The sequence below is a fragment of the Rheinheimera soli genome, from assembly GCF_031457405.1.
GTDB classification, from domain to species: domain Bacteria; phylum Pseudomonadota; class Gammaproteobacteria; order Enterobacterales; family Alteromonadaceae; genus Pararheinheimera; species Pararheinheimera soli_A.
Genome location: NZ_JAVDWR010000005.1, coordinates 78,044 through 103,469 on the forward strand (window position 1 = coordinate 78,044; position 25,426 = coordinate 103,469).

Genomic DNA, 25,426 nt, shown 5'->3' on the forward strand with positions numbered 1-25,426 from the left:
GCTGACTGCACAAGCCTGTCATCAGCCCGGTGTGTATGGCCCATTACCCGGTAATAACTTTACCAAAGCGCGACTTATCATCGAAGGAAACACTGATAAATGGTCTTCGTCGGCAATAATCTGGCTTTGGATCTGTAAGCCTGGGTACTTGCGGCTTTTCAGGTTTTTTTCAAACAACAGCGTATCGTCCACTATGCTCACTCTTCTTGCATAACGTGGCCCTGGTTTTATCTGTTCAAATTTAGCGGCATACAGCAGAACTTTAGCTTTTAAATCTTTGTGTTTGGTCGCGTACTGCTGTTCCAGCTTGAACATGGTTTTATCGTCAAACCATAAAGATGGGCTGCTTAAAATATAGGTATCAAAAGTATCGGGCTGGGTCAGCAAGATTTGTGCGCCTAATAAGCCACCATACGAATGACCAACAAACAGCTTACGTTTTGGGTCTATCTGATAGTTGTTCAGCACAAAAGGGATCACTTGTTGTCGCAGATACTCTGCATATAAAGCCGCGCCGCCATAAGCTTTAGCTGTTAAATGTTTGCTCCGTTTTTTACCATTCGCCAGCACATTGGTTGGGGTGTAATCCAGGCTACGACTGTCAGTTGGATTATCTTCTTTGGCGTAAGACAAACCTACAATGATAAAGTCTTCAATATTCTGGCCACCAGCACCTAAGCGGTTACGAATACTGCGGATCAGTGGAAAGGCATAATTGGCATCAGAGACAAAAAGTACCGGAAGCTTCTTCTCTGTTTTGCCATAAGACGGAGGCAGCTCAACCCATACTTCATAATGGCGGCCATTGCTTAAAGCTGGTAACTGATGCACTTGTGTATTGGGTAATTCCCAGGCCGGAAATTGTTCTTCTGCCGATAAGTTCAGGCTGAACAATGCACACAGAACTATAAACAATCTCATATCGAATCCTTCTGGATGGTTAAGAGTTAAGTACTTAACACCTGTTGCCAGAACCATTTAGCTAAATGGCCGGTAATGTCAGCTTCGGCATTGGTCAGCAGCACTAAACCTATGTCTTGATCTGGTGAATAAGCGATATAAGGCCGGAAACCATCTACCACACCGCCGTGATAAAACAGTTTGTTTTCATCGTATTGGATCACACGCCAGCCACGGCCATACCAGTTGGATACTTGCTTAAACTGCTGCCAGACGGGCCAGCGAGGGTTGCTGCGTAATTTCACCATAGGTTGTTGCAACTGCGCTAAAGCTTCATCGCTGAAGACGCCGGGTTTATGCCCTAACATGGCAATCAGGTATTTGGCCATATCATTGACGCTGGCATTGACACCAGCGGCCGGATTGACCCAATAAAAGTTCGGATCTACTTTGACTGGCCGCCAGCTGTCGCCCCCTCTTTTATGAGGCATGGCTTTGTTTTCAGTGGCTAAAAATGGTGCGTAACCCACAGAAGCCGTACTCATCTGCAGTGGTTTAAAAATACGTTCTGGCAGCAGTTCTTCGTACGTTTTTCCTGTACCACGGCTTAGTACCTGATCTAACAAGGAAAACACAATGTTCTGGTAGCTGTAACAGGTGCCCGGTTTGCAGCCAGGATCAAGTTGTTGAAATTTAGGCAGAATTTGAGCAGGAGTTTGTTTATCTTCCAGCAGGTTTTCATAAGCATGAGGCATTAACCCCGTGCTTTGGCTTAATACCTGATCCACTTTGATCTGACGGGTTGCCGCAGCTGTTTTTAATTTAAATTCAGGTACGTAGTTAATCAGCGGTAAATCTAAATTGACTTTGCCCTGCTGCGACGCCAATACACTGATGCCACCGGTAAAGGTTTTCGACACGGAAGCCAGCCGGAAGACGGTGTCGGCATCAATTTTTTCCGGTTTACCCATCACCCGAACCCCATAACTGCCGGTGGCAATAATTTGGTTGCCACGCACTACGGCATAAGCGCCACCCGGCACTTTGGCTTGGTTCAACTGCACACGGAATTGCAAATCCAGCCCTTGCAGCAGTTCGGTTTGTTGCCACTGTGCTGAGCTTGAAAATGTGCAGAACAAGAGGCTACATAAGGTGGTTTTTATAAATAATTTCATCAGGTTGCCTTTCTACAACTTTAAGTAAGGAGTTGGGTCTTGCTGCTTGCCGTCGACCAATAATTCAAAATGTAAATGTGGCCCGGTCACCCGGCCTGTGGCCCCAACTTTGCCTATAGGCTGACCGGGTTCCACAGTCTGTCCTGCTTTAATATAAAAATCATCCAGATGAGCGTACAAGGTTTGATAACCATGACCATGGTCGATCAACACAGTTTTGCCATATCTGTCATGTAAGCTTTTGTCGTCGGCAATCAGTACTTTGCCTTTTTGCGCTGCTTTTACTGTAGCACCACGTTTGGCACCAAAATCCAGCCCCTGATGAGGACGATTCTGGCGGAAGGGGTGTTTTACACCATAAAAAGAGGTGATAGGCACTTTGCCAACAGGCAGTAGCCATTCTTGTGGCGGCGGGCTGAAGCTCAGCTGAGCGCAACCCACATTCAGCAGTAAAGCCGTGCTGCATAAAACTGCGGTAGTGCGCGATCTTTGCCTGTATGACAATTCAGGTGCTGGCTGAAATAACTGCTGCAAACGTTGCTGATAAAAACTTTGGCTTGCATTGCTTTGAATAAAGCCCGGCATCAGCGCTGGCATCTGCTCTGCCTGACTTTGCTTTAAGCTGTAAAGCAAGGTTTGACCATACAACAGCGCTTGCTCTGGCTGCTTTTGCAATACAGCTTTATCCACCGCCAATTCCATACTGCGGATAAAGGCTTGTTCAATCAGCCGCAGCACAGGGTTAAACCAACATAAAGCCACCAGAATTCGCAGCAGTAAAAGCTGTTGTGGGTCGCGTCGTTGCAAATGAACCAGTTCGTGTTCTATCAATAACTGGCGCTGTTGTTCAGACATTGTCTCTACATAAGCAGGCAACACCAACACCATATGCTTCCAGCCGCTAATAAAAGGTGAGACAGCAACCTGGGTTTGGCGGATTTCAAAGCTGGGAGGTAAGAGTGCAAGCTGTGCCTGGCTTAACAATAACTTTGTATCTACCTGTTCTGCCTGAGCGATCAGTTGCTGTACCTGCTGCCATTGTTTCACTAAGCGCCATAATAGTAACAGGCTGACAATAGATACAAAACTCAAGGTTATATACCAATAAAACCCGGTATTCACCGCTGGTTTCACTAAAGCAGGGTGTTGCGGTTGAGCAGCTAAGGCTTGCACTGAAGTCACAGTATCTTGTAGCAGTACAGACGGAATACTCCAGTGTTGATAAAGCTCCGGCATAGGCAGCAGAGGTAAAAAACTTAACATCAGTAAGCACCAATACAAAGTTGGCCACTGCTGTAAAGCGCTGAATTTTTTCAGTAAAGGCTGAGTCGCAAACCAAAGCAATCCAGACCAAAGGCTACAGAGCAGCAATGAAAACAACAATTGTTCTGCCATCTTAAGCCCCGCCGCTTTTGTTTGATGCATTGTGCTGCTGGGCTAAATCGGCCAGCAGTTTTTCTAAGTCAGCTATTTCATCCGCATTCACCAGTTTGCTATTGGCAAACATAGCCACAGGCAAAGGACCATTGAGTTCAAATACCCTGCGGCCAAAATCTTGTGCAAAAGCCGCCAGCGTCGGCATTTTATCCAGTAGCGCTTTGTAGCTGTTTTTATTGCCCAAAGTTTCACAAGCAACAAAACCTTTTTCGCCCATCCGCTCCAGAGTTTTACGGGTAGAGGAATAACCCCAGCCCAACACAGACTCCAGCTCGTCATGCAATTCACGGGCGGTAAGAGGTTGTTTTAACCAAAGTAACTTCAGAATTTCCAGCTCAGGAGCAGTAGGTTGGTGCATAAAAATAAGTGCGTTAATCAACAATGCCCCTAGAGTGCGACAGATGTCACACTAAGGTCAAGTAAAATCTGCGACATTTGTCGCGGTGGTGGGATATTTGTTTCGGGTTGGGATGTAGGGCGCGACCTTTATGGTCGCCCGTGCTTGCCAATTAATACCTAAAGATTGTACTTTTTAAATCGCTGTATAAATAGTTGAGCGGCAGACTTCTGATTATGTAGTGAGATTAAAGCGAGTGTTCAAATTTAAGGAAGGTATATGGATCAACGTTTGTTATTTTTCTGGCTCGTTTTTTCTCTGATGTTGATCGCTGGGATAGCAGGATCTTACTGTAGTTATCAATGGAGGCCAGATAGCGGCATGATGAGAGTGATTCGGGTAATTGCTATAGTGACTGGCTTATTTTCATCTACTTTAGCTCTTTATATTTTCTTCCAATACCCACAAACCATAGTGGACTAACAAATAATTTGTTGGTCAGTAATAAAACTAGAAATTAAAAAAATGAATTAGGACGTTGTATTTGGTATCTGCAGTACGACCTTGACAATGTAACCTCATAGGTTACAATTTTGACATGATTAAGAACTTTAAACATAAAGGTCTTGAGCGCTTCTACAAAACAGGCAGTACAGCTGGCATACAAGCCAAACATCAGAATCGCCTGAGACTTATCCTGTCAAACCTTGATCAGGCACAAGCCATAGATGATATGGATCTGCCAGGCCTTCGGCTGCATGAGCTTTCTGGTGATCGAAAAGGTATTTGGTCCGTTACTGTGAATGGAAATTGGCGTGTCACATTTAAATTTATTGGCCGGGATGCTGAAGTTGTTAACTACGAGGACTATCACTAATGAGTATGCATAACCCGGCTCACCCTGGTGAGATTCTAAAGGAGCTGATTATTGAGCCTTTGGCGTTAACTGTGACTGATGTTTCGGCACATTTAAACATCAGCCGTAAAACCTTATCCAAAGTACTGAATGCCAGAGGTGCTATTACGCCGGAAATGGCGCTTCGTTTGGAACTGGCTTTTAGTAAACCTTCAGCTGAGCATTGGCTTCGGTTACAGAATGCCTATGATCTGTGGCTGGTGCGTGAGCAACAATCTGAGTTAAAGGTTTTGCCTTATCAGTTGGAATTTGCCTGACACCAGACATAGCAGCGGGTGACCATAAAGGACACCCCTACAATTAATCTTCAAACCCTGTTTTCTCCCAAGTTCAAATAGGTCGATACCATCGACATATCAAGAAGTCATGTTTAAAAAACCGTATTTTTTCGACACGTTCTTGCGTCATGTTTATGTCATCGACATCAGTGGGCTGTATTAAACCTATTTTGGCGTTATGCTGGTGGTGCTGAGCGGGTTATATCTGTAACTAGCCCAAAGATTTTTAGCATTGAGCAAGGACAACTCCATGTTACCTAACGAGCTTTTTATTCATCCTTTGCGCCAGTTAGCCTTGTTGCTGCAGAAAATTCAGCAGCATGATATCGATTTGCTGGATGCGGTTTTAACTGATGAGCAGTTTCCGCTGTGGCAGCAAGCGCAGACTGCTATTGGTTTTTCATTGCGCGCTTGTTGTGCTTTATGTGAAAAAGAAGTGCCAACTTTTACTAAACCTATGCCAGTTTGGCTGGATCTACAGCAACAAATTCAGTTGAGTCTGGATTATTTAACTTTGCTTACTGCAAAAGATTTTGATGGTTGGCAGCAAAAACCTATAGCAACCACAGCGGGTTTTGCTGAGCTGGAGCTGGCGGGTGAGCAGTTTGTGTATTTGTATGCCTTACCGAATTTTTACTTTCATTACAGCATGGTATACGCCATAGCCCGCGCTCAGCAGGTGCCTTTAAGCAAGGCTGATTTTGATGGCTGGCATCAGTATCCGGCAGGGTTTTCTTTTCTGAGATAGAACTCGGTTTTTTCTGCCGCTTTTCAATGACAGCGGGCCATACAAGCCCGCCCGTCTGAGATATTAAACCGCGGCTTCAGCTGCTTTGATCATCATAAATAAATCATCTTTTAAATGCAGGCGCTGTACTTTTTGCTGCTCCAGATAATCGTCGCTGCATACCTCTGACCCTTGCTCAATGCGATGTATTTCGTGGTCAATTTCATGGTAACGGCTAAACAACAGGGCAAAGTGGTTATTGTGTTGTTTTAACTGATGAATTTGTTCTTTGTATTCCGGAAACTCAGAATGTAAATCGTGTTTATCTGGCATAGTTTTTCCCCGTTGGTTTATGGTGCGCTGGGCTGGCAAAACATGTTCCAGTTCAGCATTACAGCTTTATGATGCGTTGTTACAGTTGTGCTGTCTGTGCTATATCCATCATGCTACGCTTTTGTTCTGACAGTTTTTTGATCCAGCACAAGTATAGTGAATATAACAAGTAGTTTACATTTTTGATGTGTTTTGGGTTGTTTACAGGTACTTTTATTTCAGTGGGCAAGGACCGGGCACTGCAATAATGCAGTACCCGGTCGGAGTTATTTCAGCAGGCTATGTTGTAGTGTCTTTGTTGCTCCTTGTTTTATTTCTAAAACAGTAACCTGCAGAGGGTCAAGCCGGCAGCTGTGGCAAAGTAACAGCGCAAGCGCTGCTATACGCCAACTGATGCGGTCTTTGTTTAATGCGTCTTTGCTCACAACCCAGCGTGACAATGCTGTGCTCATCTCCTTGCTGATCTGCTGAAGCTGTTCATAACTTAAGCCTGCTGGCGTCTGAAAACTTTGCCGTACTATTTTCAGTTGCTGCAGATAGTTTTGCCAGCCGTCAGCACCACGGGCCACTTGCCAGATCAGCCTTTCATAGTCCCGCACTGTTATGCCTCCTGAGTCAGGCCCTATAAAGTTGGGAGCAGTGTTGGACTTCGCAAGCTGGCGCAAAGCTGCAAGGTTTTGTGTCCAGTCGGAGTATTTTTCGTAGTACTTTCCATTTTTCCACCATGGCACTATCAGTTCTGCCACTTCAAACTGAATAGCGCAGGCGGTTGCAAATACTTGATCCGGGTTTTGCTCCGTCAGACTAAAAAGTTGAGCTGTGGACAGCTGCAACGCCAAATTTAACGACACATTACGCCAGCTGTTTTGTTGTCGTGCTGAACCTGAGTCTAACAAAGCCAAGGCTCTTGAATTTAACCCCTGGCTGGCTAAACCCGCTGCTACCAGGCTGTTGAAAAACTCTGTTGCATCATCCGCTTTAAGTTTTTCTTCGCTATAGCTGTAACTTAAGGTCAGGCTACCTTGAAGTCGGGGCGCTGATTGGGCATCTATCAGCTCTTCTATGCTGGTTAAACTGGCCTCTCGTTGCTCGCCCAGAAACTTAAAGCGGGCACTGATATCAGCAGTGCTTTTGGCTGCTACTACATGCCCATGCATGTCGACCGCAAATACAGCACCGTAACTGACTACTTTTTGCCAGCTTAATTCAAAGCCAAACAGATCAAAGGTTAAGCCTGTGGTAGAGGTCTGATTGAATTGTTGTTTAAACAGGTATTCAACCTGACTGATGCTGCCCTCAGCAATTGCCCCCTTAAGTAATTCCGGTAAGGATTTAAGCTGCCCTGTCAGGCAGGACTTAAACAAAGCCCGGCTTATGGCGGAACTTTGACTGACAACAAAACTACATAAGGTCTGGCTCTGGTTATTTTGTTGTACTGAGGCCATAAAACTTAACCCCAGCTGGCGCTCGGACGCTTGGGTGATAGCCTCTGCCAAAGCCTGACGTTTTTGGCCATACGAAGTTAACCAGTTTTGGCTGCGCTTTAAAACGGCTTGCAAAGGTGCGGGTAAAGTCACCAGATCTTGCAATTTCAGGCCAGCTGCATCCAGTTTTTTTAATAATTGCGATTGTTCAATAACCTGCTGTGCCCATTGCTCCAACTGTTGTTGTAGGGTTTGCCGAACCTCAGTGGTCAGTTTATTCAGTTCAGGGGTCAGTAAGGTGCTGAGTTTTTGTTGCAGTTCAGGCTGAGCCGTCAAGGATGCCACCAGCTTGTTGATCAGTTGAGGTGAATCAGCCTGCCATGGATCAAAATGTTTGCTCAGCAGATCAGTGATTTGTAACTGCAGGTAATTTTGCAGCTCTGCATTCACATCTTCTGGTTCAGTTAAATTAAACAGCAAAGCGCTCAGTTGAACCAGCAGCGGGTTCTCTGCTGTACTCAGGCTGGTTTTAACTTTTTCCTGCAACAGCGCATAAGGGTTTGCCAGTTGTTTTAGCTGCTCTAGCAATGGCTCCGGATCTGTGGTTTCGGTCAGTAATTTTTCGGCCAGCTGTTCAGCACCTGTTACTTGAAGGCTTCCACCTAAAGTTAAACCCGCTTGTTTTTCGTGTGCCTTGGTTCTGGTTAATTTTACTTCTAATTCTGTCGCATTGAGTCTGGTCAGGATCAGTTCAAAAGCCCCGGACAATAACAAACTACTGCTCAGTGTGGCCGCTACGTTGAGCTGAACACCGGGAGCATTTGCATCAGCACCTGCTTTAGCAAAATTGCGGATCAACTGCTGGCCTACACTGAGTTCAGTTTTAGCTTCTACGCTGCCAGCCAGCGTCAGGCTAATCCTCTGCGGTGCATAAGGCTCGTTTAACTGCTGCAGCGCCGAATCCAGATCTGCCCATGTGGGCAATGCACTGATAGCTTTGGGCAGAACCTGAATTAAATCCTCCTGCTCAGGTGCGGCAAAAAACAGATCATAACTGGCCTTTTTCTCACTTTTTGCGCTGAGGCCCCAACTACCATTGGCAAGAGGTACCGTGCCTGTACCAAAGTTTGTGCTGAGCACTCCATCCAGCCCCAATCGGACCAATGCCTGACTAAGGCGGATCTCTAACTGATGATCAGTGGCCGCATCCGCTTTGTTGTACACATCAAGTTCGGCCTGCACTGTGGCCTGGCCACTAAAGCTTAAAGGTACTGCTGCGTCTGTTTCCAGTGCTGTATCTTTTGTCAGCAGTTCCGTTTGATATTCCCATTCTGGCGTGAAATCTTTCAGAGGTTTCGAGAAATCCAGCAGCAAGTTCAGTAGTTTGTTTTCGTCTTGTGCTGTTAATTGTTTGCTGAGTAGCTGGTAACTGTTGTCGTATTCGGTCAGGTAAGCAGGCCAGTTGTCTGTGGCTGCGTAACTGATCAGGTGCCTTAATGCGGTCAAAGTGGAGTGATCAGGATGCTGCTGTTTTTCAGCTTTGATCACCTCGTCCAGTGTCAGGGCAAAAAACAGCCATTCTTTGGTTTGATCCATAGTGGACAGGGTTTGCGGCATGATTGCTCTCCTTTTGTCATGTGATAACCCCAAATTTTGAGTACAGCAGAGGGCAGCATAAAGCTGGGTTTAGTGTGTGTCTTTTTTGGGGATTGTCAAGTTGGGTACAATAAAGCCGGACAACTTTTGCTTAGTTTAAAAATCCTGCTTTACTGATTGTTGTCAAAATAAAGACAAGGACCAACGTCATGCCAGATCCGCTTGATATTCCCACTATTCAGACCACAGAAACTGAAGCTGTTTTCCATCTCGGACTCACCATGGCTGGCGCCATTTCTGCCGGCGCTTATACGGCAGGCGTATTTGATTGTCTGATCGCTGCTCTGGAGTTGTGGCGGCAAAAAGGTGGGCAAGCCAATGTGCCCAAACACAAAGTGGTGATCTCAGTGATGTCGGGGGCTTCGGCTGGCAGCATAGTAGGTGCAGTAGGGGTAGCTGCAGCTGCAGACAGTAAAACCGGGTTACAGCATGCACAAGTGCCGCAGGTTGGGCAGGTCAGTTACACCTTACCCATGCTGTATCAGGCCTGGGTTAGTTTGCCCGCATTTTTATCAGAAACGCAGCAGGCATTATTGGGCCTTGACGATTTAATGGCTAAGGCTCCTTTGGTATCAGTACTGAATTCAGCTGCACTGGCTGGTATTGTTGAGCAGTGTTTTGCCAATTATCAAAAAACGGCTGAGCTTAAAACGTATTTCAGTCAGTCGCTGCATTTGTTTTTTACCCACTCTAACTTGCGTGGTGTGGGTTATTCAGTGCCATTTACAACAGGTGGTCAACTCAAAACGGGTTATGCCATGACAAATCATGCCGACCGCACACACTTTGTTGTTACCGACCTGGGGTCTGCTGATGTGACTAGTGCATGGGCTGATCCTGACCCTGCCATTTTAATGCAATTGCAGTGGTTACAAACTGAAAAAATAACGGCCAAAGCTATCCTTGATCCCCGTCAGGATTATAAAGCCGGACCCTGGACCAAATTCGCCGGTGCGGCTTTGGCATCCGGGTCTTTTCCTGCGGTGCTGGCAGCCCGTTATGTCAGCGTCAATACCTTAGGCCATTATGTGGCCCGGCAGTGGCCTTTGCAGTTTCCCGATCCGTACAGGGCGAAGTATAACTTCCGTTTAATGCCACAGCTGTCATCGCAGGTGATCAGTCCGGCAAAACTGACAGAGCTTTTTACTGAAAAAAATACCGCCATTCTGATGGCCGATCCGGCCGCTGCTGTCACTTTGCCTTACATAGCGGTAGACGGTGGTATGTTTAATAACGAACCTTTTGAATTAACCCGCTTTAGTTTGATGAAAAACCCGCCAAAGCCAAACCCAAGGGATGAAGAATCAGCGGCTTTAGTCGACAGGGCTGTCGTGATGATTGACCCTTTCCCACCACAACATGCACAAGACGCGAAAGAGGCGATTGATGGGGCACCCAACGAGCCTTTTGCAGATACTTTGCTGCTGAAGGTCATCATGGCATTAGTGCCAGCCTTTCTGAATCAATCCAGATGTAAATTTGATGAACTGGTGGCCGCTTATGACGAACAGGTGTACAGCCGTTATCTGATTGCTCCTGTGCGTAAAAATGCCGCTGAACAAGATGAGAAGTATGCTTTGGCTTCAGGTTTAGTGGGCGGTTTTGGTGGTTTTTTAGCAGAGGCCTTTCGCGCTCATGATTATCAGTTGGGGCGGCTGAATTGTTATCGCTTTTTAAAGCATCACTTTAGTTTGCCTGCAGATTATCAGGTGGTTCGTAAAGGGTACGCTCAATGCGGCGGAGAGGGGTTTTACACTGATCTAACCGAAAAAGAACTGCAGATTATCCCCATCTTTAGTGACTTTCCTGAACCTAGGCAGCCGGACTGGCCTTTAGCTGGGCCAACTGAACTCAATGTGCTGGTTGATGCTGCGGCAAAAAGAGCTGACTTACTGATACCCGCTTTGACGAAAGAGTTGGATTTGAACTGGCGTCAGAAACTAGCCGCTACTTTGGCCTGGAAATTCTGGGGTAAGAAAAAATTAAAAACAGCTCTGTATAAGCTGTTAGAAACCGATCTGAAAAAGAGAAAGCAGTGGAGATCGTCTTCATCAGGTTGACTGGCAAAAGCTTTGACGCCCTTTTCACTTTTGTTTTGTCAGGCTATTCAAAATTGCATGACAACGGAGTAACAAAAGATGAAATCAACACCATGTAGAAACAGGCTCTGGCTGCTGGCCGTTATATCGCTATTTGGTGCAGTTCAGGCTGAAGAGCTTGTACAGAAACCTAAAGTGTTATTAGTGGCCAGCAGTTATGGCGTGGCTGATGACCCGAAAAAGCCAGGGTTGGAGTTTGATGAATATGCCATGGCTTACCAACTGCTAAGCCCACAAGTTCAGCTTGAACTTGCCAGCCCCAAAGGCGGCAAAGTGGAAGTAGGTAAATACAACAAATCTAAAGTTTACAACACCGCAGTACAGGCTGATCCAACAGCTATGCAGTGGTTGGCTGGCAGTAAAAAAATAACGGAAGTGAAAGCTGAAGACTATCAGGCTGTGCTGGTGCTGGGGGGCAAAGGCGCCATGTTTGATTTAGCCGATCATCTGCCTCTACAGCAATTACTGGCGGATATGGCGGTGCAGCAGAAGGTGATAGCTGCAGTGTGTCATGGCCCTGCGGCTTTAATTCATGTGAAGAACAAAGATGGTTCGCTGTTGCTGCAAGGCAAAAAAGTAGCGGGTTTCAGCAACCAGGAAGAAAGCATGTTTGCCAAAGAAATGCTGCCGCTTTATCCGTTTTTATTGCAGGATGGTTTAACCAAAGCCGGAGCTTTATATCAACAAGCTGGCCCTATGCTGCCGTTAACTGTGCAGGATGGCAAACTGATCACAGGCCAGAACCCCTACTCAACTCCGGCTCTGATTGATGCGATATTAACTCAGTTAGCACTGAAAACGGCACAGCGTCAGTCTTATCCGGATGAACGGGCTGTTAGTTTAATTCAGCAGTTTTTAGCAGGTCAGCCTGTACCACAACCACTGGATGAAAAGCGGGTAGATATTCCGTTGATGGCGGCTTGGGGTTATTACGCTCTGCAATTTGCCACAGCCGAACCAGAGCGTCAGCAAGCAGTGCAAGTGATGGAAATGGTGAGCGGCCGCTTTACTGATCCGCAGTTTTTAATGGCATTGGCACAAGGTCAGCTACAATTGGGCAATACAACCCGAGCTGTTGAACTGGCAAAAGCTGTGCTAAAACAGCAGCCAGACTCCAAAGCAGCAGAAGAGTTGCTGATCAAAACGAAGGGATAAGTTGAAAAACCATAGCCAACCAGGCCTGCGTATTCTGCTGGTGGAAGATCAGCAGGCGTTGGCCTGCAATATCATCGATTATCTGACTTCGGCCGGGCACCATCTGGATTATGCCGCTACTGGCGCTTTGGCCTTGCAGCTGGCGAAACAGCATAGCTACGATTTAGTGCTGTTGGATCTGATGTTGCCGGATGTGGATGGCAGGCAGCTGTGTGTGCAGTTACGGCAGTTCTGGCTAAAAGCTGTGCCCGTACTGATGCTGACCGCTTTGGATAGTCTGGATGATAAGTTGCAGGGTTTTGCTGCCGGTGCTGACGATTACCTGACCAAACCTTTTGAGCTGGCTGAATTGGCGGTGCGTTGTTTGGCTTTAAGCCGTCGTCATTTATTAAGCGTCGACCCGCAATTACAGCTGGGGCCTTTAGTGATAGACAGATCGCAACAACAAGCCAGCCGTGCAGGACTGCATCTGGATTTACATCCGCTGGGTTACCGTATTTTAGTAGTGCTGGCTGAAGCTTATCCGGCTTTGGTCAGCCGCTCTGATTTAAGTTATCAGCTATGGGGCGATGAACCGCCAGACTCTGATGCACTGCGGGCCCATATCTACTTGCTGCGCCAGCAACTGGATAAACCTTTTGCGGACAGTATGTTGCATACAGTCTATGGCATAGGTTTTAAGCTGGTCGTGCCGCAGGGGCCTCATCAATGAATAAACCAGCCCGGAGTTTAGGTCAGCGTATTATTTGGGCTTTTGTTATTCTGGCTCTGCTTTGTGCCTCTTTATTCAGCTTTTTTAATGTGGTTTTTGTTTATACGGTGGAAGACCAGTTTTTTCGTCATCAGTTAATGGACGAAGAAAAGTACCAGCTGCAACAGCCGCATTTATCAGCACCACAATCTCCGGCTATTCAAATTTACCTTCAAACTAAGGATTTACCTGCAGACCTGCTGCAGGCACTTGAACCCGCCACTCAACGCACTGAATACAGTGGTTTGGATGGTCGGCATTATCACCTCCGTCGTGTCGTTCATCCTGCAGCAAAAGAGCCAGTCTGGCTGGTGGCGGAAGTCAGTCAGCAACTGGTAGTGCGGCCTATTCGTGATGAAATGTTTTTATTTTATGGCATCAGCACTTTAGTGATGTTACTGCTGGCCGCTGCTTTGGGTTTTGTTTTAGCGCGCCGTGCAACACGGCCTTTAACTCAACTGGCAGAGCTGGTGCAAAACGATCAGTTGAGCCCGGGTTTTTCTAAAGTTTTTCCGGCCAATGAAATAGGCGTATTGGCGGAAGCTTTAGAGCAAAACTGGCAAAGAGTGCAGGCCTTTATTGCACGGGAACAAGCCTTTAGCCGCGATGCCAGCCACGAACTGCGTACCCCACTGGCGGTGATCCAAAGCAGTTGTGAGTTGTTGCTTGCTCAGATGTCCACACAAGCATGGCCAGCAGAGCAGCAACAGCGACTGGAACAAATTCAGCACAGCAGCAGGCAAATGAACCAGCTGATCAGCACCTTGCTGGCTATGTCACGCGAGCAGCATCTGGGGAAAATGGAAAGCATCAAACTGGCCGCTTTGCTGGAGCAACTGGTTTTAAACTTATCACCCCTGCTGGACGGTAAACACATCGAACTTGAGCTGCAGGTGGAACCTGATTTGCAGCTGCAGCTAAACCCTGTACTGCTGCAGATGGTGCTGACCAACTTATTGCAGAATGCTTTTTTACATGGTGCCCCCGGTACTGTGCATATCAGCGCCGACTCGCTGGGTTTGGTTATCAGTAACCCGTTGCAAGCCGAAGATGCGCCCACTGAGTTAACCGCTTTATTTGCCAAAGGCCGCCAAAGTAGCGGCTATGGCTTGGGGCTGGGCATAGTGCAACGGCTCTGTCAGCAAACAGGGCTGGAGCTGCAGTTAAACCGTTCAGAGCAACAACTGATAGTTAGGCTAATTTGGCCGCAACTTTGACGCCCCCTTCACACTTCTTCCGACATGATACTGGGAGTTCATTAACCGGATCTTTCTTATGTATCGACTATTTTATCTGCTCAAACAAACTGCATTTACCTTGTTCGCTGTGCTGTCATTGTGCTCCCTGGTATTGGTTGGTTGTGTCAGCTGGCCTTTGCCAGAAGCACCAGGCCCCGCCAGCATAGCTCCGTTGCTGCTGGATAATGTCAGTATTGTGGATGTAGAAACAGGCCAAATTCATCCACATCAGGCGGTATGGATTGATAAAGGCAGAATTAGCAAAATTACGGCTTCAGATGGCATGGAAACAGAGAACAGCGCGGCGGTTCGTACTGAATTTATGGCCGATGGGCGGCTTAAAGTGCATGCAGCAGGGCGTTTTTTAATGCCAGGCCTGACCGATATGCACACCCATTCCTTACAGATTTCTCCTCAACTGCATCATCCGTTATGGATAGCAGCTGGTGTCACTGCAGTGCGGGATTTATCAGGTTGTATGCTGGAGCCAGATAGTTTTCAGGCCTGTACAGCAGACCGAAAACGCTGGCAAAAACAAGTGATAGCAGGGCACAGAACCAGCCCGAACTATTGGTTACACAGCAGTTATCAGCTTAATGGTGGCCCGGAAGTACCGGCTGATTATCCTGCTTTTTTTAAGCTGCAATCTGCTGTCGATGCCAAAGCTTTGGTTGAATATTATCAGGCGCAAGGCACTGATTTTATAAAAGTGTATGAACAACTCAGTGTTCAGCAATACCAGTGGTTAGTTGCTGCAGCCAAAGATACTGGTATGGCGCTGGCAGGGCATCAACCCTGGTTGGTGCCTTTTCAGCACATGTTAGATGCAAATCAAGGTAGCGTAGAGCATGGCCGGGTCTTTATTTTTGAATGTGCCGATGCCATTAAAGCCTATAAACAACAGCCACTCACCCAGAGTTTTCAGCCAGAGCAATGGCGTGAACTGCTGCAAAGCCAAAACCCGGAGTTGTGCCAGCAACTGATGCAACAAATGGCGTTATCCAACACCTGGTGGAGCCCTACCTTATTAACCCTGCAATTGGGTGCTAAAGCAGGTGATACCGAATTTCGTCAGGACAGCAGACTGAAGTTTGTGCCTTATTTACTGCAATTACTCTGGCAGGGCGATGCAGATGGCATGTTGGAAAAAGCCCACGACAACAAAGGACTGAATGTGCATAAAGACCTGCTGTCTTTGGCGCAGCAGCAATTAAAACAAGCGCAGCAAGCAGGCGTAAAGATTCTGGCTGGCACAGATACCCCAGACTCTTTTGTCTTTGCAGGCTCAGGCTTACACGACGAGCTGGCGTTGTACCAGCAGGCAGGTTTAACCCCTTTAGAAGCCATTCAAACCGCTACTATTAATCCCGCCATTTTTGCTGGCATGGCAGCACAAACAGGTTCAATTGCTGTGGGTAAAACCGCCGATTTGATATTGCTGAATCATAACCCTTTGCTGAATTTAGCCAGTATGCGCCAACCTGAAGCCGTAGTGCTGGCAGGGCACTGGTATCCAAAGGTTTTGCTGCTGCAACTAGAAGGTTTTGCTGAAGATCAGGCGAACAGCATCAGGCTAAACCTGCATTTGCTGTGGGACGCACTGATGAGTGCACCTATGCGTCAGCAATTTGCGGATTAGGCTATTCAAAGGTCCTGCATAAAGCGGGGCCTGATTCCTGCCTAACCGATAAGATAGTTTGCTTGCCCACCTTCGGTCGAGGTAAAAAAACCTGTCACGCCCACCCACTCTGGATGGGTGGCGCTACTGACAATCCCAAACTGGCTTTTTGCGATACCTTTTTCAAAGGTACCATCGTGTTTTAGCGTTAACTTACAAGGCGTATCGCCAATAGTGCCGCTAATAAATTCGAAGCCGTTAAAGCAGGCATCGCCTGTCGTTTCATAGCTCAGTTGGTATTGTACTTCGCTGCTGCCGGTTATATCGCCGCTGTACGTCTGGCTGACCAGCGCTTTGCTCAGTTTTGCTCCGTCATCAAAGGATTTGTTGATTGATTCTTTCCAGTCGGTAATTTGAAATGAGCCCTTGAGTTGCTTCACTTTCTGTTCCTGTCTTGCTGAATAAAAGTGATTTAACAGTATCATGCTGCTGATCTGCGGTATTGTAAAAACACGTCATTCAGACAGGTTAATGCGGACAGGGTGTTGAAAAGTAATCACAATAAAATCTCCGGTGTGCTTCACCAACGCCAAAGTGCTGAGCGCTATCAGCTACGCCGATATTTTCCAGATGCGGCGCTGGCTGAATTAATTGAACAGTTTTGGTTGGTTGATTGGGACTTGCGTGGTCAAGCTGCTCATGTGCAACAAAACTTACCCGACCCTAATTTCCACCTCTTTGTCAGCAACGGCAAGGTCACCATGCTTGGGCCTGTCAGCAAAAGTTATAGCTATGAAATGCAGGGCAAAGGGCAAATTATTGGCGTTAAATTTGTGTTGGGCGCATTAGCAGAAAAGCTGAATTTCAAGCCTGCCGACTTCATAGATCGACAAGTTGATGTACAGCAGATGTTTAATCTGGATACCAGCAGGCTGCTGTCGGAGTTATCTGCGGCGAACTCAGACCCACAAATAGTGGCCATACTTCACTCCTGCTTTCAGCCCTTTGCTATTCAACCTTCTTTGCAACGAACAAGAGTACGGCAACTGGTGGATATGATTAAACAGCAATCTGATATTACCCGTGTTGAGTTGTTGTCTGAGCGCAGCGAAATTCCGATTCGGGCCATACAGCGTTGTTTCCGCCAGTATTTAGGCATAAACCCAAAATGGCTGATCCGGAAATACCGTTTGCATCAGGCGTTGGAGCTATTGGAGCAGCAGTCAGTGGAGATTGCTGATCTGGTAGAGGCTTTGGGTTATACCGATCAGTCGCATTTAATTCGAGACTTTAAAGAGTTTCTGGGTGTGACTCCAACAGCCTATAAGTTGCATCCCTGAAGCTGCAGGCAAAACAGATAAAATCCGCTACCATAACGGCAGTTTTTACCGGATGAGACAACAAAGTGATTGGATTAGGGGATCAAAACGCCAGCTTTCGGGTTTATGTGGAAAACAGACCCAAAATGCCACAGTACCAGCAGTTATTTGACTGCGAAGCGATGCAAGCAGGCGATATCAACCTGATTTATCAGCACTGCGGTAATGGCTGGCGCAAGCTGTTTAATGTCTACGCCAAACTGCTGTGCGCTTTGGACCCGAAGTTATTTACCTTCCCGACTCAGGCGGCCAGCTGGCAGTTGTATCGGGATCAGTTTTTGCTGCAACAAGCTTCAGACACAGCCCTGTTATTCGATATGCCACAGCTAAACCCTGCCGAGAACATCATTCATTTAATAGCAGGCCGCACCCATGCGAAGCAATTGATTGAGCGTGGTTTAGCTTGTCAGTTGCATTGGCTGAATGAAGAGTTTGCGATAGACCCCATAAACAAAGTGTTGGTGACGCCTTATTTTGATTACCGTCAGTTGAGCAATGAAAAAATTAAGTTTACGGCCGGATTGCTACATTCATTGCGAACATAATCAGCTTGCCACTGTCATAAAACGCTGAATTTCTGCTGGGTAACAACACTGTTGCCACGTTATGATGGTGCATAACATATTGTCATGACTTCTTTTAATTCTCAGGATTGTTGTATGAGCTCAGCTGTTTCTTTGCCCACTGATTTAGTCCCTGCTGAACTGGCCGTATTGGCTGTCACTGCTTTGTGGGACAACTACATCAGCCAAACCCAGTTACTGCAAATTCTGATTTTAACGGGCACCAAAGCTCAGGATGGCATGGCTTTTTCGCAGCCTAAAATAAAAATGCTGCTGAACCAACTGCTGCACAGGGATTTGATCATGCATCCTGAAGGCCGGGGTTATGCGCTAAACGACTTAAAAATGCCTGACTTGCGATGGCTAATCATTCAGCAATTGGATCAGCAACATCAGTTGCAGCTGTTTATTCAGAGTACCAGGCAGTATCTGACTAAGTTAGGTGAATACCGCACCTGGGGTTTTCATGCTGCTGCTTTTTGTCGCAGAGAAATCTTTTTTGCAGCCTTAACAGGCAATCAACAAGACTTGCTGTACTGGCAGGAAAAATACCACAGCACCGATAGCTCCGACGCCGAGACTGTGGCGGCAGCATTTTTTCAAGATCCCATTGGTGCCGTATTTTTTGCCCGCATTGACCCTATAGTGCAGCAAATGCTATTGCATGAAGAATTAGCACACAACAACCTGTTTCTGACCGATTGCTCTGCTTTGTATCAGTACTGCTGCGCTTTGCAGGACTCCGCTGGTCAGGTGGCTTTCCTTGCACCACATTTAGCTATTCAGGCTTTGTTGCGGGGCGACTTTGTCCGGGTGATGCTGTTGCTGAATATGCACCCGGATCTCTGTTTACCTGCCCGTTTTGCCATGGCGGCAATGGAAGGCAACTTTGATGCGGCCATGCTGATTGCTGAGCAGCATCTGAAAAATGTAAAGAAACAGCTCAGCAAACGCAAAGTCTTTATGCATGGCTTTTCCGGTTTGATCTACCTGCTGTTATTGCTGGGCAAAAACTCTGCAGCAAGCCTGAAGCTGGCTCGTGAACATCTGGACATGGGTGTGCAGGATGGTTATTACCTGAGTTATCCACTGTTATTGCCTTTGGTTGAGCATCTGACCACTGGTACACCTTTAATGCCAGCAGAAGAAGCGCCTTATCATTTGCTGCAATTTGATATGGATTTGTTATTTACCGCTTATGGCCTGTATTGGCGCGATGCTCCGGCGACCGACATATTGCAGGAACATTTAATGCAGATGCGCCAGCAGATGCAAGACTATGGTTACCTTTGGTTGGTGGCCGAGCTGGATCAGTTACTGACGAAGCAATTTGATGCAGAGCCGCTGCTACCCGGCTGGCATAAGAAGCATAAGATGATACCGCTGCTGGATGCGATGAAACGGGAAGAAAGCTGGATGGTGGCGTTAAAAGCCTTAATGCAGCTGAATTCGGCAACAGCAACAGTGACTAAAGGCAAAGAAGAGCGTATTGCCTGGTGTTTTACTGAAACAGGGCAAAGTTTAAAAATTGAACCTAAAGAACAAAAACTCAGTGCGGCAGGGCGTTGGAGTAAAGGCAAGCCTATCGCCTTAAAGCGCCTGATGCGGGAGCAGGAAAGCGTATCGGCTTTAACCCCCCAGGATAAACAAGTGGCCGCCTGTATCCGGCGTTATGAGCAATATTACGGCGGCAGCACTTATGAACTGGATATGGCTTCAGCTTTGGTCGCTTTAATTGGTCATCCTGCTTTGTGCTGGGCTGATGCCCCGGACAGCAAACTGGAGGTTGCCAAAGGCGACGTAGTGCTGCAGTTAAAAGAAAAAGCCGGGCAAATCAATTTGCAGCTGGAACCTAAGGTCCGTTCCGATCAATCCGTGGTTTGGCGTAAAGAAACGCCGACTAAAATTACCGTCTACAGTCTGACACCTGCAGTTAAACAAGTGGCGGCTATAGTGGCGAACGGTTTAAAAGTTCCAGTGAAAGCAAAGGCTCAACTGGTTGAGGCTATTTCGGCTATAGCACCAGTGCTGAGCGTGCACTCTGATTTACCCGAACTCTCCGCGGCTTTACCTGAAGTGCCAGCCGACAGTTGTTTATACGCCCATTTATTGCCTTACAGTCAGGGCTTACGGCTGCAAATTTCAGTGCGGCCTCTGGCCGATGGCAGCTGGTTTACTCCGGGCCAGGGCAGTGCCACTTTAGTCGGCGAATACAATGGCAAAGCTGTGCAGACCAGCCGTAACTTAAAGCAGGAAAAAGCCAGTTTTAAGAAGTTACTGCAGGCTTGCACTGCTATTGAAACGGCAGAGCAGGACGGTGAACAGTGGTTATTTGCCGAACCAGAACATAGCCTGGAGCTGTTAACTCAGTTAAAAGCTTTGCCTGAAACCGACCTGCAAATGGTATGGCCTGAAGGCGAAAAATTCCGTGTTAAAGCCAGCAGAACCCTGAAAGAATTCAGCTTAAGCATTAAAAAACAAGGCGACTGGTTTATTGCCGATGGTGAAATTCAGCTGGATGACAACAAAGTGATAGCGCTGAAAGAACTGCTGCAGATGGTGGCTACCACATCAGGCCGTTTTTTGAAGTTGTCCGACACTGACTATCTGGCCTTAACCGACAGTTTGCGTAAACGCCTGGCTGAACTTGGGGCTTTAGGTGAACAAAGCAAAACCGGTTTACGTTTTAATCACCTGACCTTGCCCGCTTTAAGCGAACTGACAGCGGAAGTGGGCAACTTAAAAACCGACAAAGCCTGGAAAGAACAGCTGAATAAGTTTGAAGCTTTGGGCGATTTTGAGCCAGCTTTGCCTTCCACCTTGCAAACTGAATTACGGGATTATCAGCTACAGGGCTATCAATGGCTGGCCCGTTTAGCTCAGTGGGGCGTAGGTGCTTGTCTGGCTGACGATATGGGCCTGGGGAAAACAGTACAAACTCTGGCGCTGTTGTTACAACGGGCGCCACAAGGCCCGGCTTTAGTGGTGGCTCCGGTTTCCGTGGCGATGAACTGGCAGGCTGAAGTATTACGTTTTGCGCCTACGCTGAATGTGCGCTTGTATCAGCAAAACCGTTCGCTGCAAGATTTAGGCGCTTTTGATCTGGTGATCGCCAGTTATGGCATGTTGCAGTCGGATTCTGAGTTGTTTCAGGCGCAGCTTTGGCATACGCTGGTGCTGGACGAAGCTCAGGCCATTAAAAACGAACAAACCAAACGTAGTCAGGCCGCTATGGCGTTGCAGGCTGATTTTCGCATGATAGCCACTGGTACTCCGGTGGAGAACCACTTAGGCGAATTATGGAATTTATTCCGTTTTATCAACCCTGGCCTGTTGGGCTCTAAAGATCAGTTTAACCAGCGTTTTAGCAGCCCGATAGAAAATGGCGACAAAGCAGCCCGGCTGCATCTGAAAAAACTAATCCAGCCTTTTATCTTACGCCGCACCAAAACTCAGGTGCTGAGCGAACTGCCGTCCCGTACTGAAATTACTCTGCAAGTGGAGTTAAGCGACGACGAACGGCATTATTACGAAGCCTTGCGCCAACAAGCTATTGAAAATGTAGAGCTGGTGGCGGCTGATAAAGGCAATGCCATGCAGGTACTGGCAGAAATTACCAAACTGCGGCGTTTCTGTTGCCATCCGCAGCTGGTAGCACCCAACAGCGGCATGACAGGCAGCAAGCTGGCGGTGTTCACCGACACTGTGGAAGAGCTGTTAGACAACAAACATAAGGTGCTGGTGTTCAGCCAGTTTGTGGATCACCTTGCGATAGTACGCACTGTGCTTGAGCAAAAACAGATTAGTTACCAGTATCTGGATGGCAGCACCCCGGCGCTTGAGCGCAAAAAGCGGGTAGATGCTTTTCAGGCGGGCGAAGGCGATGTGTTTTTAATCAGTCTGAAAGCCGGTGGAACAGGTTTAAACCTGACAGCAGCAGACTATGTGATCCATCTTGACCCATGGTGGAACCCGGCAGTGGAAGATCAGGCCTCAGACCGCGCCCACCGTATGGGTCAAACCCGGCCTGTCACTATTTATCGGTTAGTGACGCAAAATACCATTGAAGAGAAAATCATTGCCTTACATGGCCAAAAACGTGATTTAGCTAATAGTTTGCTCGAAGGCGGTGACGTAGCGGCACGACTGGATACAGCGGCGCTATTGAAGTTATTAAAAGAACTGGATTGATAGCCCCGATAGCTGGAGTAAGCTTTGAACAGACGACGTTTTTTATATAGCCTGGCGGCAGTGCCTGTGGTGGTAGTGGCAGGTGTGGAACTGGCCAGCCGCCGTTTTACGCCGGAGCCCGATCTGTTACTGGCAAAGCTGCTCTCATTTAAAGGCCAACAGCTACGCAGCAGCGGTAGCTGGAGCCCGACTATGGTATTTCAGCATCTGGCGCAAAGTGTGATGGGATCGGTGACTGGTTATCCTGAACATAAAGCGGCCTGGTTTCGCCACACAGTAGGACCACTGGCGCTCAAAGTATTTAAAACCGCAGGTGCCATGCAGCACCCACTTGACGAAGCCATTCCCGGCATGCCTGAACTGGACGCAAACTTGTCAGTGGAAACCGCTTTAGAGCAACTGATTAGCGCCATTCAGTTATTCCGGCAAAGCACCAGACTGCAACCCCACTTCGCCTACGGCAACTTAAACCACAACGACTTTATGGCCGCCCACCAACTGCATATAGAACAACATTTAACTCAGATTGAGGTGGGGTAAGTTGCCAGCAGAATCATTTGGGTTATGTGAAAAATTTAACGACTCAACACTAAGATTTGTTATGAAAAATGAGTTGAACCTGGCAAAGTAACTTTTATTGGAACATCCAAACAAAGGACTTGTAGCTTGGGAAAGTCAAAACTCTGGGATCGGCAACAGCTATTGGTGGCTTTTGATCTGTATTTTAGATTGCGGTTTGGTCAGTTTGACCATCGCAATTCAACAGTGATTTACTTTGCTAATTTGATTGGGCGGACTCCTTCGGCGCTGGCGATGAAGTTGTCTAATCTCGCTAGTTTAGACCCAGTGATTACTTCATCTGGACGATCAGGTTTAACTGGTGCTTCCACTGCAGATCGTACTATGTGGCTGGAAATGAAAACTGACTGGTTAGCTTTTTCTGAGCAAATGAATGCAGTTGTCTCCACATTAGGTGAGCCGTTACAAGATGTTATGCCAGATGTGCGTGAAGAGCCACTTGTTAGTTATCATGGTATGACTAAAGAGGTGATAACTAAGGTTCGTATCGGTCAGTCGTATTTTAGAACCGCAGTATTAAGTGCCTACAACAACCGTTGTTGTATCAGTGGTTTAGCTGTGCCCAAGTTACTGATAGCAAGTCATATAGTGCCTTGGAGTGAAGACCCTCAGAATCGTTTAAATCCAACCAATGGTTTAGCGTTGTCGGCTTTGCATGATAAAGCTTTTGATTTGGGGCTACTGACTATTGATGAAAGTTATCGTGTGGTTGTGTCGGGTAAAATCAATCACAAAAATGACCACTTCTTTGATTCGTCTATTAAAAGCTTTCATGGCAAAAGTATTTTTTTACCAGACAAGTCCAGTCCACAGGCCGATTTTTTGGCGATGCATAGAGAAACAATTTTTGAGAAGAGGTTTTAAGGTTAATAGCTAACTTCAGGGGAGTCAGTCTGAAATCATACGATCGATAAGCAATTTTCATTGCGCAGAGTATGACCGACGTACATGTCTAAGCATTCAGGAGTAAAAACATGGCAGCTATTAAAGTCGTTACCTGCAATGCTTGTGCTGATCATTACACAAAGCCGGTTTTTGCGAATTACTCAGAGGTTTTCACATTTTAATGCGCACATAAATGCAAAAGTTAACACTTTTATGCGCATAAAAATGTTTTCACATTTGTTTTTATCCGCATAAAAGTGTAGTGTTGGCACAAAATGACGGCAGTAAGGTGGGGCTATGGAGCGGGATTTATTAACAGCATTAATGAGCTGGAAACAGAAACCTGAGCGTAAGCCTTTGCTGATTGATGGTGCAAGGCAAACGGGTAAAACCTATTTGCTAAAAGAGTTATTTGGCCAACACTTTGCAAAGGTACTGCGGGTGGATTTTCTTGAGTCGCCGCAAATACAGGATGCCTTTTCCGGCTCGTTAACCCCCGGCGATATACTGAGTAATATCGAGCTGTTAACCGGTCAGCCGTTTAATATGGCAACTGACCTGCTGATCCTCGATGAAATTGGCGAATGCCCGCGAGCGGTGACGGCATTAAAGTACTTTGCCGAGCAAACCCCGCAGGCCTTTATTGCCGCCAGTGGCTCTAACATAGGTTTGCTGAATACCTTTCCGGTCGGCAAGGTTGAGCAATACAACTTAAGGCCGTTAACCTTCCGCGAGTTCTTATTAGCCTCTGGCGAGGCAGCGCTATTAAAAGCCTATGATGCCGGGCAAAACTCCGCTGCAGCACACACTAAACTGTTTGATAAGCTGACAGATTACTACTTTATCGGTGGTATGCCAGAGGCCATTAGCCTCTGGTTTGAACTGGCTGAGCAAAGCATGCTGGAGCGTGTAAAAGCCGTGGCACAGGTACATGCCGATTTGCTGGCCGGTTATGTGCGGGATTTTGGTAAATACTCCGGCAAGGTGGATGCCGGTTTAATCGAAGCTGTGTTCACTGCCGTACCGGCTCAGCTTGCGGCAGTATTGGATGAATCTGTTAAGCGCTTTAAGTTTAAACAGGTGCATGAGCGTAAATCCCGTTATCAGGAGTTAGAAAGCGGCATCATGTGGCTGGAGAAGTGCCGGCTGATCTTAAAAAACTATCCTGTAGAAGGCACACCACAAAGCCCGTTAGCTGCTTACAAAAAAGACAATATGGTCAAGCTGTTTCTGTTTGATGTTGGCTTACTTAACCATATGCTGGGTGTCAGCTATCTGGAAATAAAGCAGCAGAATTATGACTACAAGGGTTACATTGCAGAAAACTTTGTGCAGCAGGAGTTAGCTGCACTGGGCATCGATCCAACCTTTTCCTGGGGTGATGCCCGGGCGGAAATAGAGTTTATTCTGGCCGATAGCGCCGGCAATGTGATACCGCTGGAAGTAAAAAGTGGTAAACGCACCAGAGCCAGGTCACTGCAGTCTTATATTGAAAAATGTAATCCGGTCAAAACCATTAAACTGACCGGTACTCAGGGCTCATCGCCGCTGGAGCAGCAGCATATGGTTTATCCGCTTTACTACACAGCTAAGGCTGTGCGCAAACATCTGTTGTCGTAAAAATAAGGCGCGTTTAGCAGCCGCTGCATCAGCGGTTTAGTTGTGCCATGCCGCTATGGGAAAACTGGCTTGTGGCAAATGCAGCTTTTGTCTCAAATCGACAATGTCCTGAGCAGTAGTTCTGCAACTTGAAGCTACTTGGGTATAAATGGCAAAGATCCAAAA

Annotated in this window: 21 protein-coding genes; 14 read left to right on the plus strand and 7 right to left on the minus strand. The window is 47.0% G+C overall.

Translation table 11 applies throughout. From position 1 onward, the window contains the following. Nucleotides 1-21 precede the first annotated feature (21 nt). From J2W69_RS09885 to J2W69_RS09900, 4 genes are read right to left on the minus strand one after another with little or no spacing between them, the layout of a single operon-like run. Entirely contained in the window at nt 22-921 is a 900-nt protein-coding gene (locus tag J2W69_RS09885) for an alpha/beta hydrolase (protein ID WP_310277509.1), read from the minus strand. Nucleotides 922-947: 26 nt separating this feature from the next. Beyond that, on the minus strand, nt 948-2,075 hold the full coding sequence (locus tag J2W69_RS09890) for a serine hydrolase domain-containing protein (RefSeq protein ID WP_310277511.1): 1,128 nt from the start codon (nt 2,073-2,075) through the stop codon (nt 948-950). 12 nt (nt 2,076-2,087) lie between these two features. Next, nucleotides 2,088-3,470, minus strand: coding sequence for a peptidoglycan DD-metalloendopeptidase family protein (locus tag J2W69_RS09895; protein WP_310277514.1), 1,383 nt, complete (start codon nt 3,468-3,470; stop codon nt 2,088-2,090). 1 nt (nt 3,471) lies between these two features. After that, a complete protein-coding gene (locus tag J2W69_RS09900; protein WP_310277517.1) occupies nt 3,472-3,891 on the minus strand; it encodes a BlaI/MecI/CopY family transcriptional regulator in 420 nt (139 codons plus the stop codon). Between the two features lie 556 nt (nt 3,892-4,447). On the opposite strand from J2W69_RS09900, the gene J2W69_RS09905 reads away from it, so the two are divergent. The 3 genes from J2W69_RS09905 (at nt 4,448) to J2W69_RS09915 (ending at nt 5,791) form a co-directional block, all read left to right on the plus strand. Continuing rightward, nucleotides 4,448-4,726, plus strand: a complete 279-nt coding sequence (locus J2W69_RS09905; protein ID WP_310277520.1) for a type II toxin-antitoxin system RelE/ParE family toxin — start codon at nt 4,448-4,450, stop codon at nt 4,724-4,726. Beyond that, nucleotides 4,726-5,022 carry a HigA family addiction module antitoxin gene (locus J2W69_RS09910; protein WP_310277523.1) on the plus strand — a complete coding sequence of 99 codons (297 nt, stop codon included), beginning with the start codon at nt 4,726-4,728 and terminating at the stop codon, nt 5,020-5,022. The genes J2W69_RS09905 and J2W69_RS09910 overlap by 1 nt, the downstream gene beginning before the upstream one ends. Before the next feature lie 271 nt (nt 5,023-5,293). After that, on the plus strand, nt 5,294-5,791 hold the full coding sequence (locus J2W69_RS09915) for a DUF1993 family protein (RefSeq protein ID WP_310277526.1): 498 nt from the start codon (nt 5,294-5,296) through the stop codon (nt 5,789-5,791). A gap of 63 nt (nt 5,792-5,854) precedes the next feature. On the opposite strand, the gene J2W69_RS09920 is transcribed toward J2W69_RS09915, so the two are convergent. Together J2W69_RS09920 and J2W69_RS09925 are read right to left on the minus strand one after the other, a co-directional pair. Continuing rightward, the gene (locus J2W69_RS09920; protein WP_310277529.1) at nt 5,855-6,103 is read right to left on the minus strand and encodes an HP1242/YdcH family protein; all 249 of its coding nucleotides are present in this window, start codon (nt 6,101-6,103) and stop codon (nt 5,855-5,857) included. 266 nt (nt 6,104-6,369) lie between these two features. Next, on the minus strand, nt 6,370-9,144 hold the full coding sequence (locus J2W69_RS09925) for a hypothetical protein (RefSeq protein WP_310277532.1): 2,775 nt from the start codon (nt 9,142-9,144) through the stop codon (nt 6,370-6,372). Nucleotides 9,145-9,332: 188 nt separating this feature from the next. On the opposite strand from J2W69_RS09925, the gene J2W69_RS09930 reads away from it, so the two are divergent. The 5 genes from J2W69_RS09930 to J2W69_RS09950 all read left to right on the plus strand — a co-directional run bounded on the left by J2W69_RS09930 (nt 9,333) and on the right by J2W69_RS09950 (nt 16,065). Next, nucleotides 9,333-11,243 (plus strand): hypothetical protein, encoded by a 1,911-nt coding sequence (locus J2W69_RS09930; protein WP_310277535.1) that lies wholly within the window; start codon nt 9,333-9,335, stop codon nt 11,241-11,243. 78 nt (nt 11,244-11,321) lie between these two features. Further along, on the plus strand, nt 11,322-12,437 hold the full coding sequence (locus J2W69_RS09935) for a type 1 glutamine amidotransferase domain-containing protein (RefSeq protein ID WP_310277538.1): 1,116 nt from the start codon (nt 11,322-11,324) through the stop codon (nt 12,435-12,437). Between the two features lies 1 nt (nt 12,438). Further along, nucleotides 12,439-13,149 carry a response regulator transcription factor gene (locus J2W69_RS09940; protein WP_310277541.1) on the plus strand — a complete coding sequence of 237 codons (711 nt, stop codon included), beginning with the start codon at nt 12,439-12,441 and terminating at the stop codon, nt 13,147-13,149. After that, nucleotides 13,146-14,405 carry a sensor histidine kinase gene (locus J2W69_RS09945; RefSeq protein WP_310277545.1) on the plus strand — a complete coding sequence of 420 codons (1,260 nt, stop codon included), beginning with the start codon at nt 13,146-13,148 and terminating at the stop codon, nt 14,403-14,405. Before J2W69_RS09940 ends, J2W69_RS09945 begins: the two co-directional genes overlap by 4 nt. A gap of 58 nt (nt 14,406-14,463) precedes the next feature. Continuing rightward, on the plus strand, nt 14,464-16,065 hold the full coding sequence (locus tag J2W69_RS09950; protein WP_310277548.1) for an amidohydrolase family protein: 1,602 nt from the start codon (nt 14,464-14,466) through the stop codon (nt 16,063-16,065). A gap of 41 nt (nt 16,066-16,106) precedes the next feature. Here J2W69_RS09950 and J2W69_RS09955 read toward each other — a convergent pair whose 3' ends face one another. Then, on the minus strand, nt 16,107-16,529 hold the full coding sequence (locus tag J2W69_RS09955; RefSeq protein ID WP_310277551.1) for a DUF3224 domain-containing protein: 423 nt from the start codon (nt 16,527-16,529) through the stop codon (nt 16,107-16,109). A gap of 60 nt (nt 16,530-16,589) precedes the next feature. Between J2W69_RS09955 and J2W69_RS09960 the strand changes: the two genes are divergently transcribed. The 6 genes from J2W69_RS09960 to J2W69_RS09985 all read left to right on the plus strand — a co-directional run bounded on the left by J2W69_RS09960 (nt 16,590) and on the right by J2W69_RS09985 (nt 25,261). Then, on the plus strand, nt 16,590-17,384 hold the full coding sequence (locus J2W69_RS09960) for a helix-turn-helix domain-containing protein (RefSeq protein ID WP_310277553.1): 795 nt from the start codon (nt 16,590-16,592) through the stop codon (nt 17,382-17,384). A gap of 65 nt (nt 17,385-17,449) precedes the next feature. Beyond that, nucleotides 17,450-17,968 carry a DUF6942 family protein gene (locus J2W69_RS09965; RefSeq protein ID WP_310277556.1) on the plus strand — a complete coding sequence of 173 codons (519 nt, stop codon included), beginning with the start codon at nt 17,450-17,452 and terminating at the stop codon, nt 17,966-17,968. A 114-nt stretch (nt 17,969-18,082) separates the two neighbouring features. Beyond that, nucleotides 18,083-22,177, plus strand: a complete 4,095-nt coding sequence (locus J2W69_RS09970) for a DEAD/DEAH box helicase (RefSeq protein WP_310277560.1) — start codon at nt 18,083-18,085, stop codon at nt 22,175-22,177. Between the two features lie 24 nt (nt 22,178-22,201). After that, complete coding sequence (locus J2W69_RS09975) at nt 22,202-22,717, plus strand: DUF1569 domain-containing protein (RefSeq protein WP_310277563.1); 516 nt, start codon at nt 22,202-22,204, stop codon at nt 22,715-22,717. A gap of 126 nt (nt 22,718-22,843) precedes the next feature. Then, entirely contained in the window at nt 22,844-23,620 is a 777-nt protein-coding gene (locus tag J2W69_RS09980; protein WP_310277566.1) for an HNH endonuclease, read from the plus strand. A gap of 318 nt (nt 23,621-23,938) precedes the next feature. Next, nucleotides 23,939-25,261: an ATP-binding protein gene (locus tag J2W69_RS09985; RefSeq protein WP_310277570.1), complete on the plus strand. Its 1,323-nt coding sequence runs from the start codon at nt 23,939-23,941 to the stop codon at nt 25,259-25,261. Nucleotides 25,262-25,426 lie beyond the last annotated feature (165 nt).

Coding starts and splice junctions, on each gene's coding strand:
- J2W69_RS09895 (WP_310277514.1), bottom strand. CDS start 3,470: ATGGCAGAACAATTGTTGTTTTCATTGCTGCTCTGTAGCCTTTGGTCT.
- J2W69_RS09955 (WP_310277551.1), bottom strand. CDS start 16,529: ATGATACTGTTAAATCACTTTTATTCAGCAAGACAGGAACAGAAAGTG.
- J2W69_RS09890 (WP_310277511.1), bottom strand. CDS start 2,075: ATGAAATTATTTATAAAAACCACCTTATGTAGCCTCTTGTTCTGCACA.
- J2W69_RS09945 (WP_310277545.1), top strand. CDS start 13,146: ATGAATAAACCAGCCCGGAGTTTAGGTCAGCGTATTATTTGGGCTTTT.
- J2W69_RS09915 (WP_310277526.1), top strand. CDS start 5,294: ATGTTACCTAACGAGCTTTTTATTCATCCTTTGCGCCAGTTAGCCTTG.
- J2W69_RS09920 (WP_310277529.1), bottom strand. CDS start 6,103: ATGCCAGATAAACACGATTTACATTCTGAGTTTCCGGAATACAAAGAA.
- J2W69_RS09935 (WP_310277538.1), top strand. CDS start 11,322: ATGAAATCAACACCATGTAGAAACAGGCTCTGGCTGCTGGCCGTTATA.
- J2W69_RS09885 (WP_310277509.1), bottom strand. CDS start 921: ATGAGATTGTTTATAGTTCTGTGTGCATTGTTCAGCCTGAACTTATCG.
- J2W69_RS09905 (WP_310277520.1), top strand. CDS start 4,448: ATGATTAAGAACTTTAAACATAAAGGTCTTGAGCGCTTCTACAAAACA.
- J2W69_RS09925 (WP_310277532.1), bottom strand. CDS start 9,144: ATGCCGCAAACCCTGTCCACTATGGATCAAACCAAAGAATGGCTGTTT.
- J2W69_RS09985 (WP_310277570.1), top strand. CDS start 23,939: ATGGAGCGGGATTTATTAACAGCATTAATGAGCTGGAAACAGAAACCT.
- J2W69_RS09930 (WP_310277535.1), top strand. CDS start 9,333: ATGCCAGATCCGCTTGATATTCCCACTATTCAGACCACAGAAACTGAA.
- J2W69_RS09950 (WP_310277548.1), top strand. CDS start 14,464: ATGTATCGACTATTTTATCTGCTCAAACAAACTGCATTTACCTTGTTC.
- J2W69_RS09970 (WP_310277560.1), top strand. CDS start 18,083: ATGAGCTCAGCTGTTTCTTTGCCCACTGATTTAGTCCCTGCTGAACTG.
- J2W69_RS09910 (WP_310277523.1), top strand. CDS start 4,726: ATGAGTATGCATAACCCGGCTCACCCTGGTGAGATTCTAAAGGAGCTG.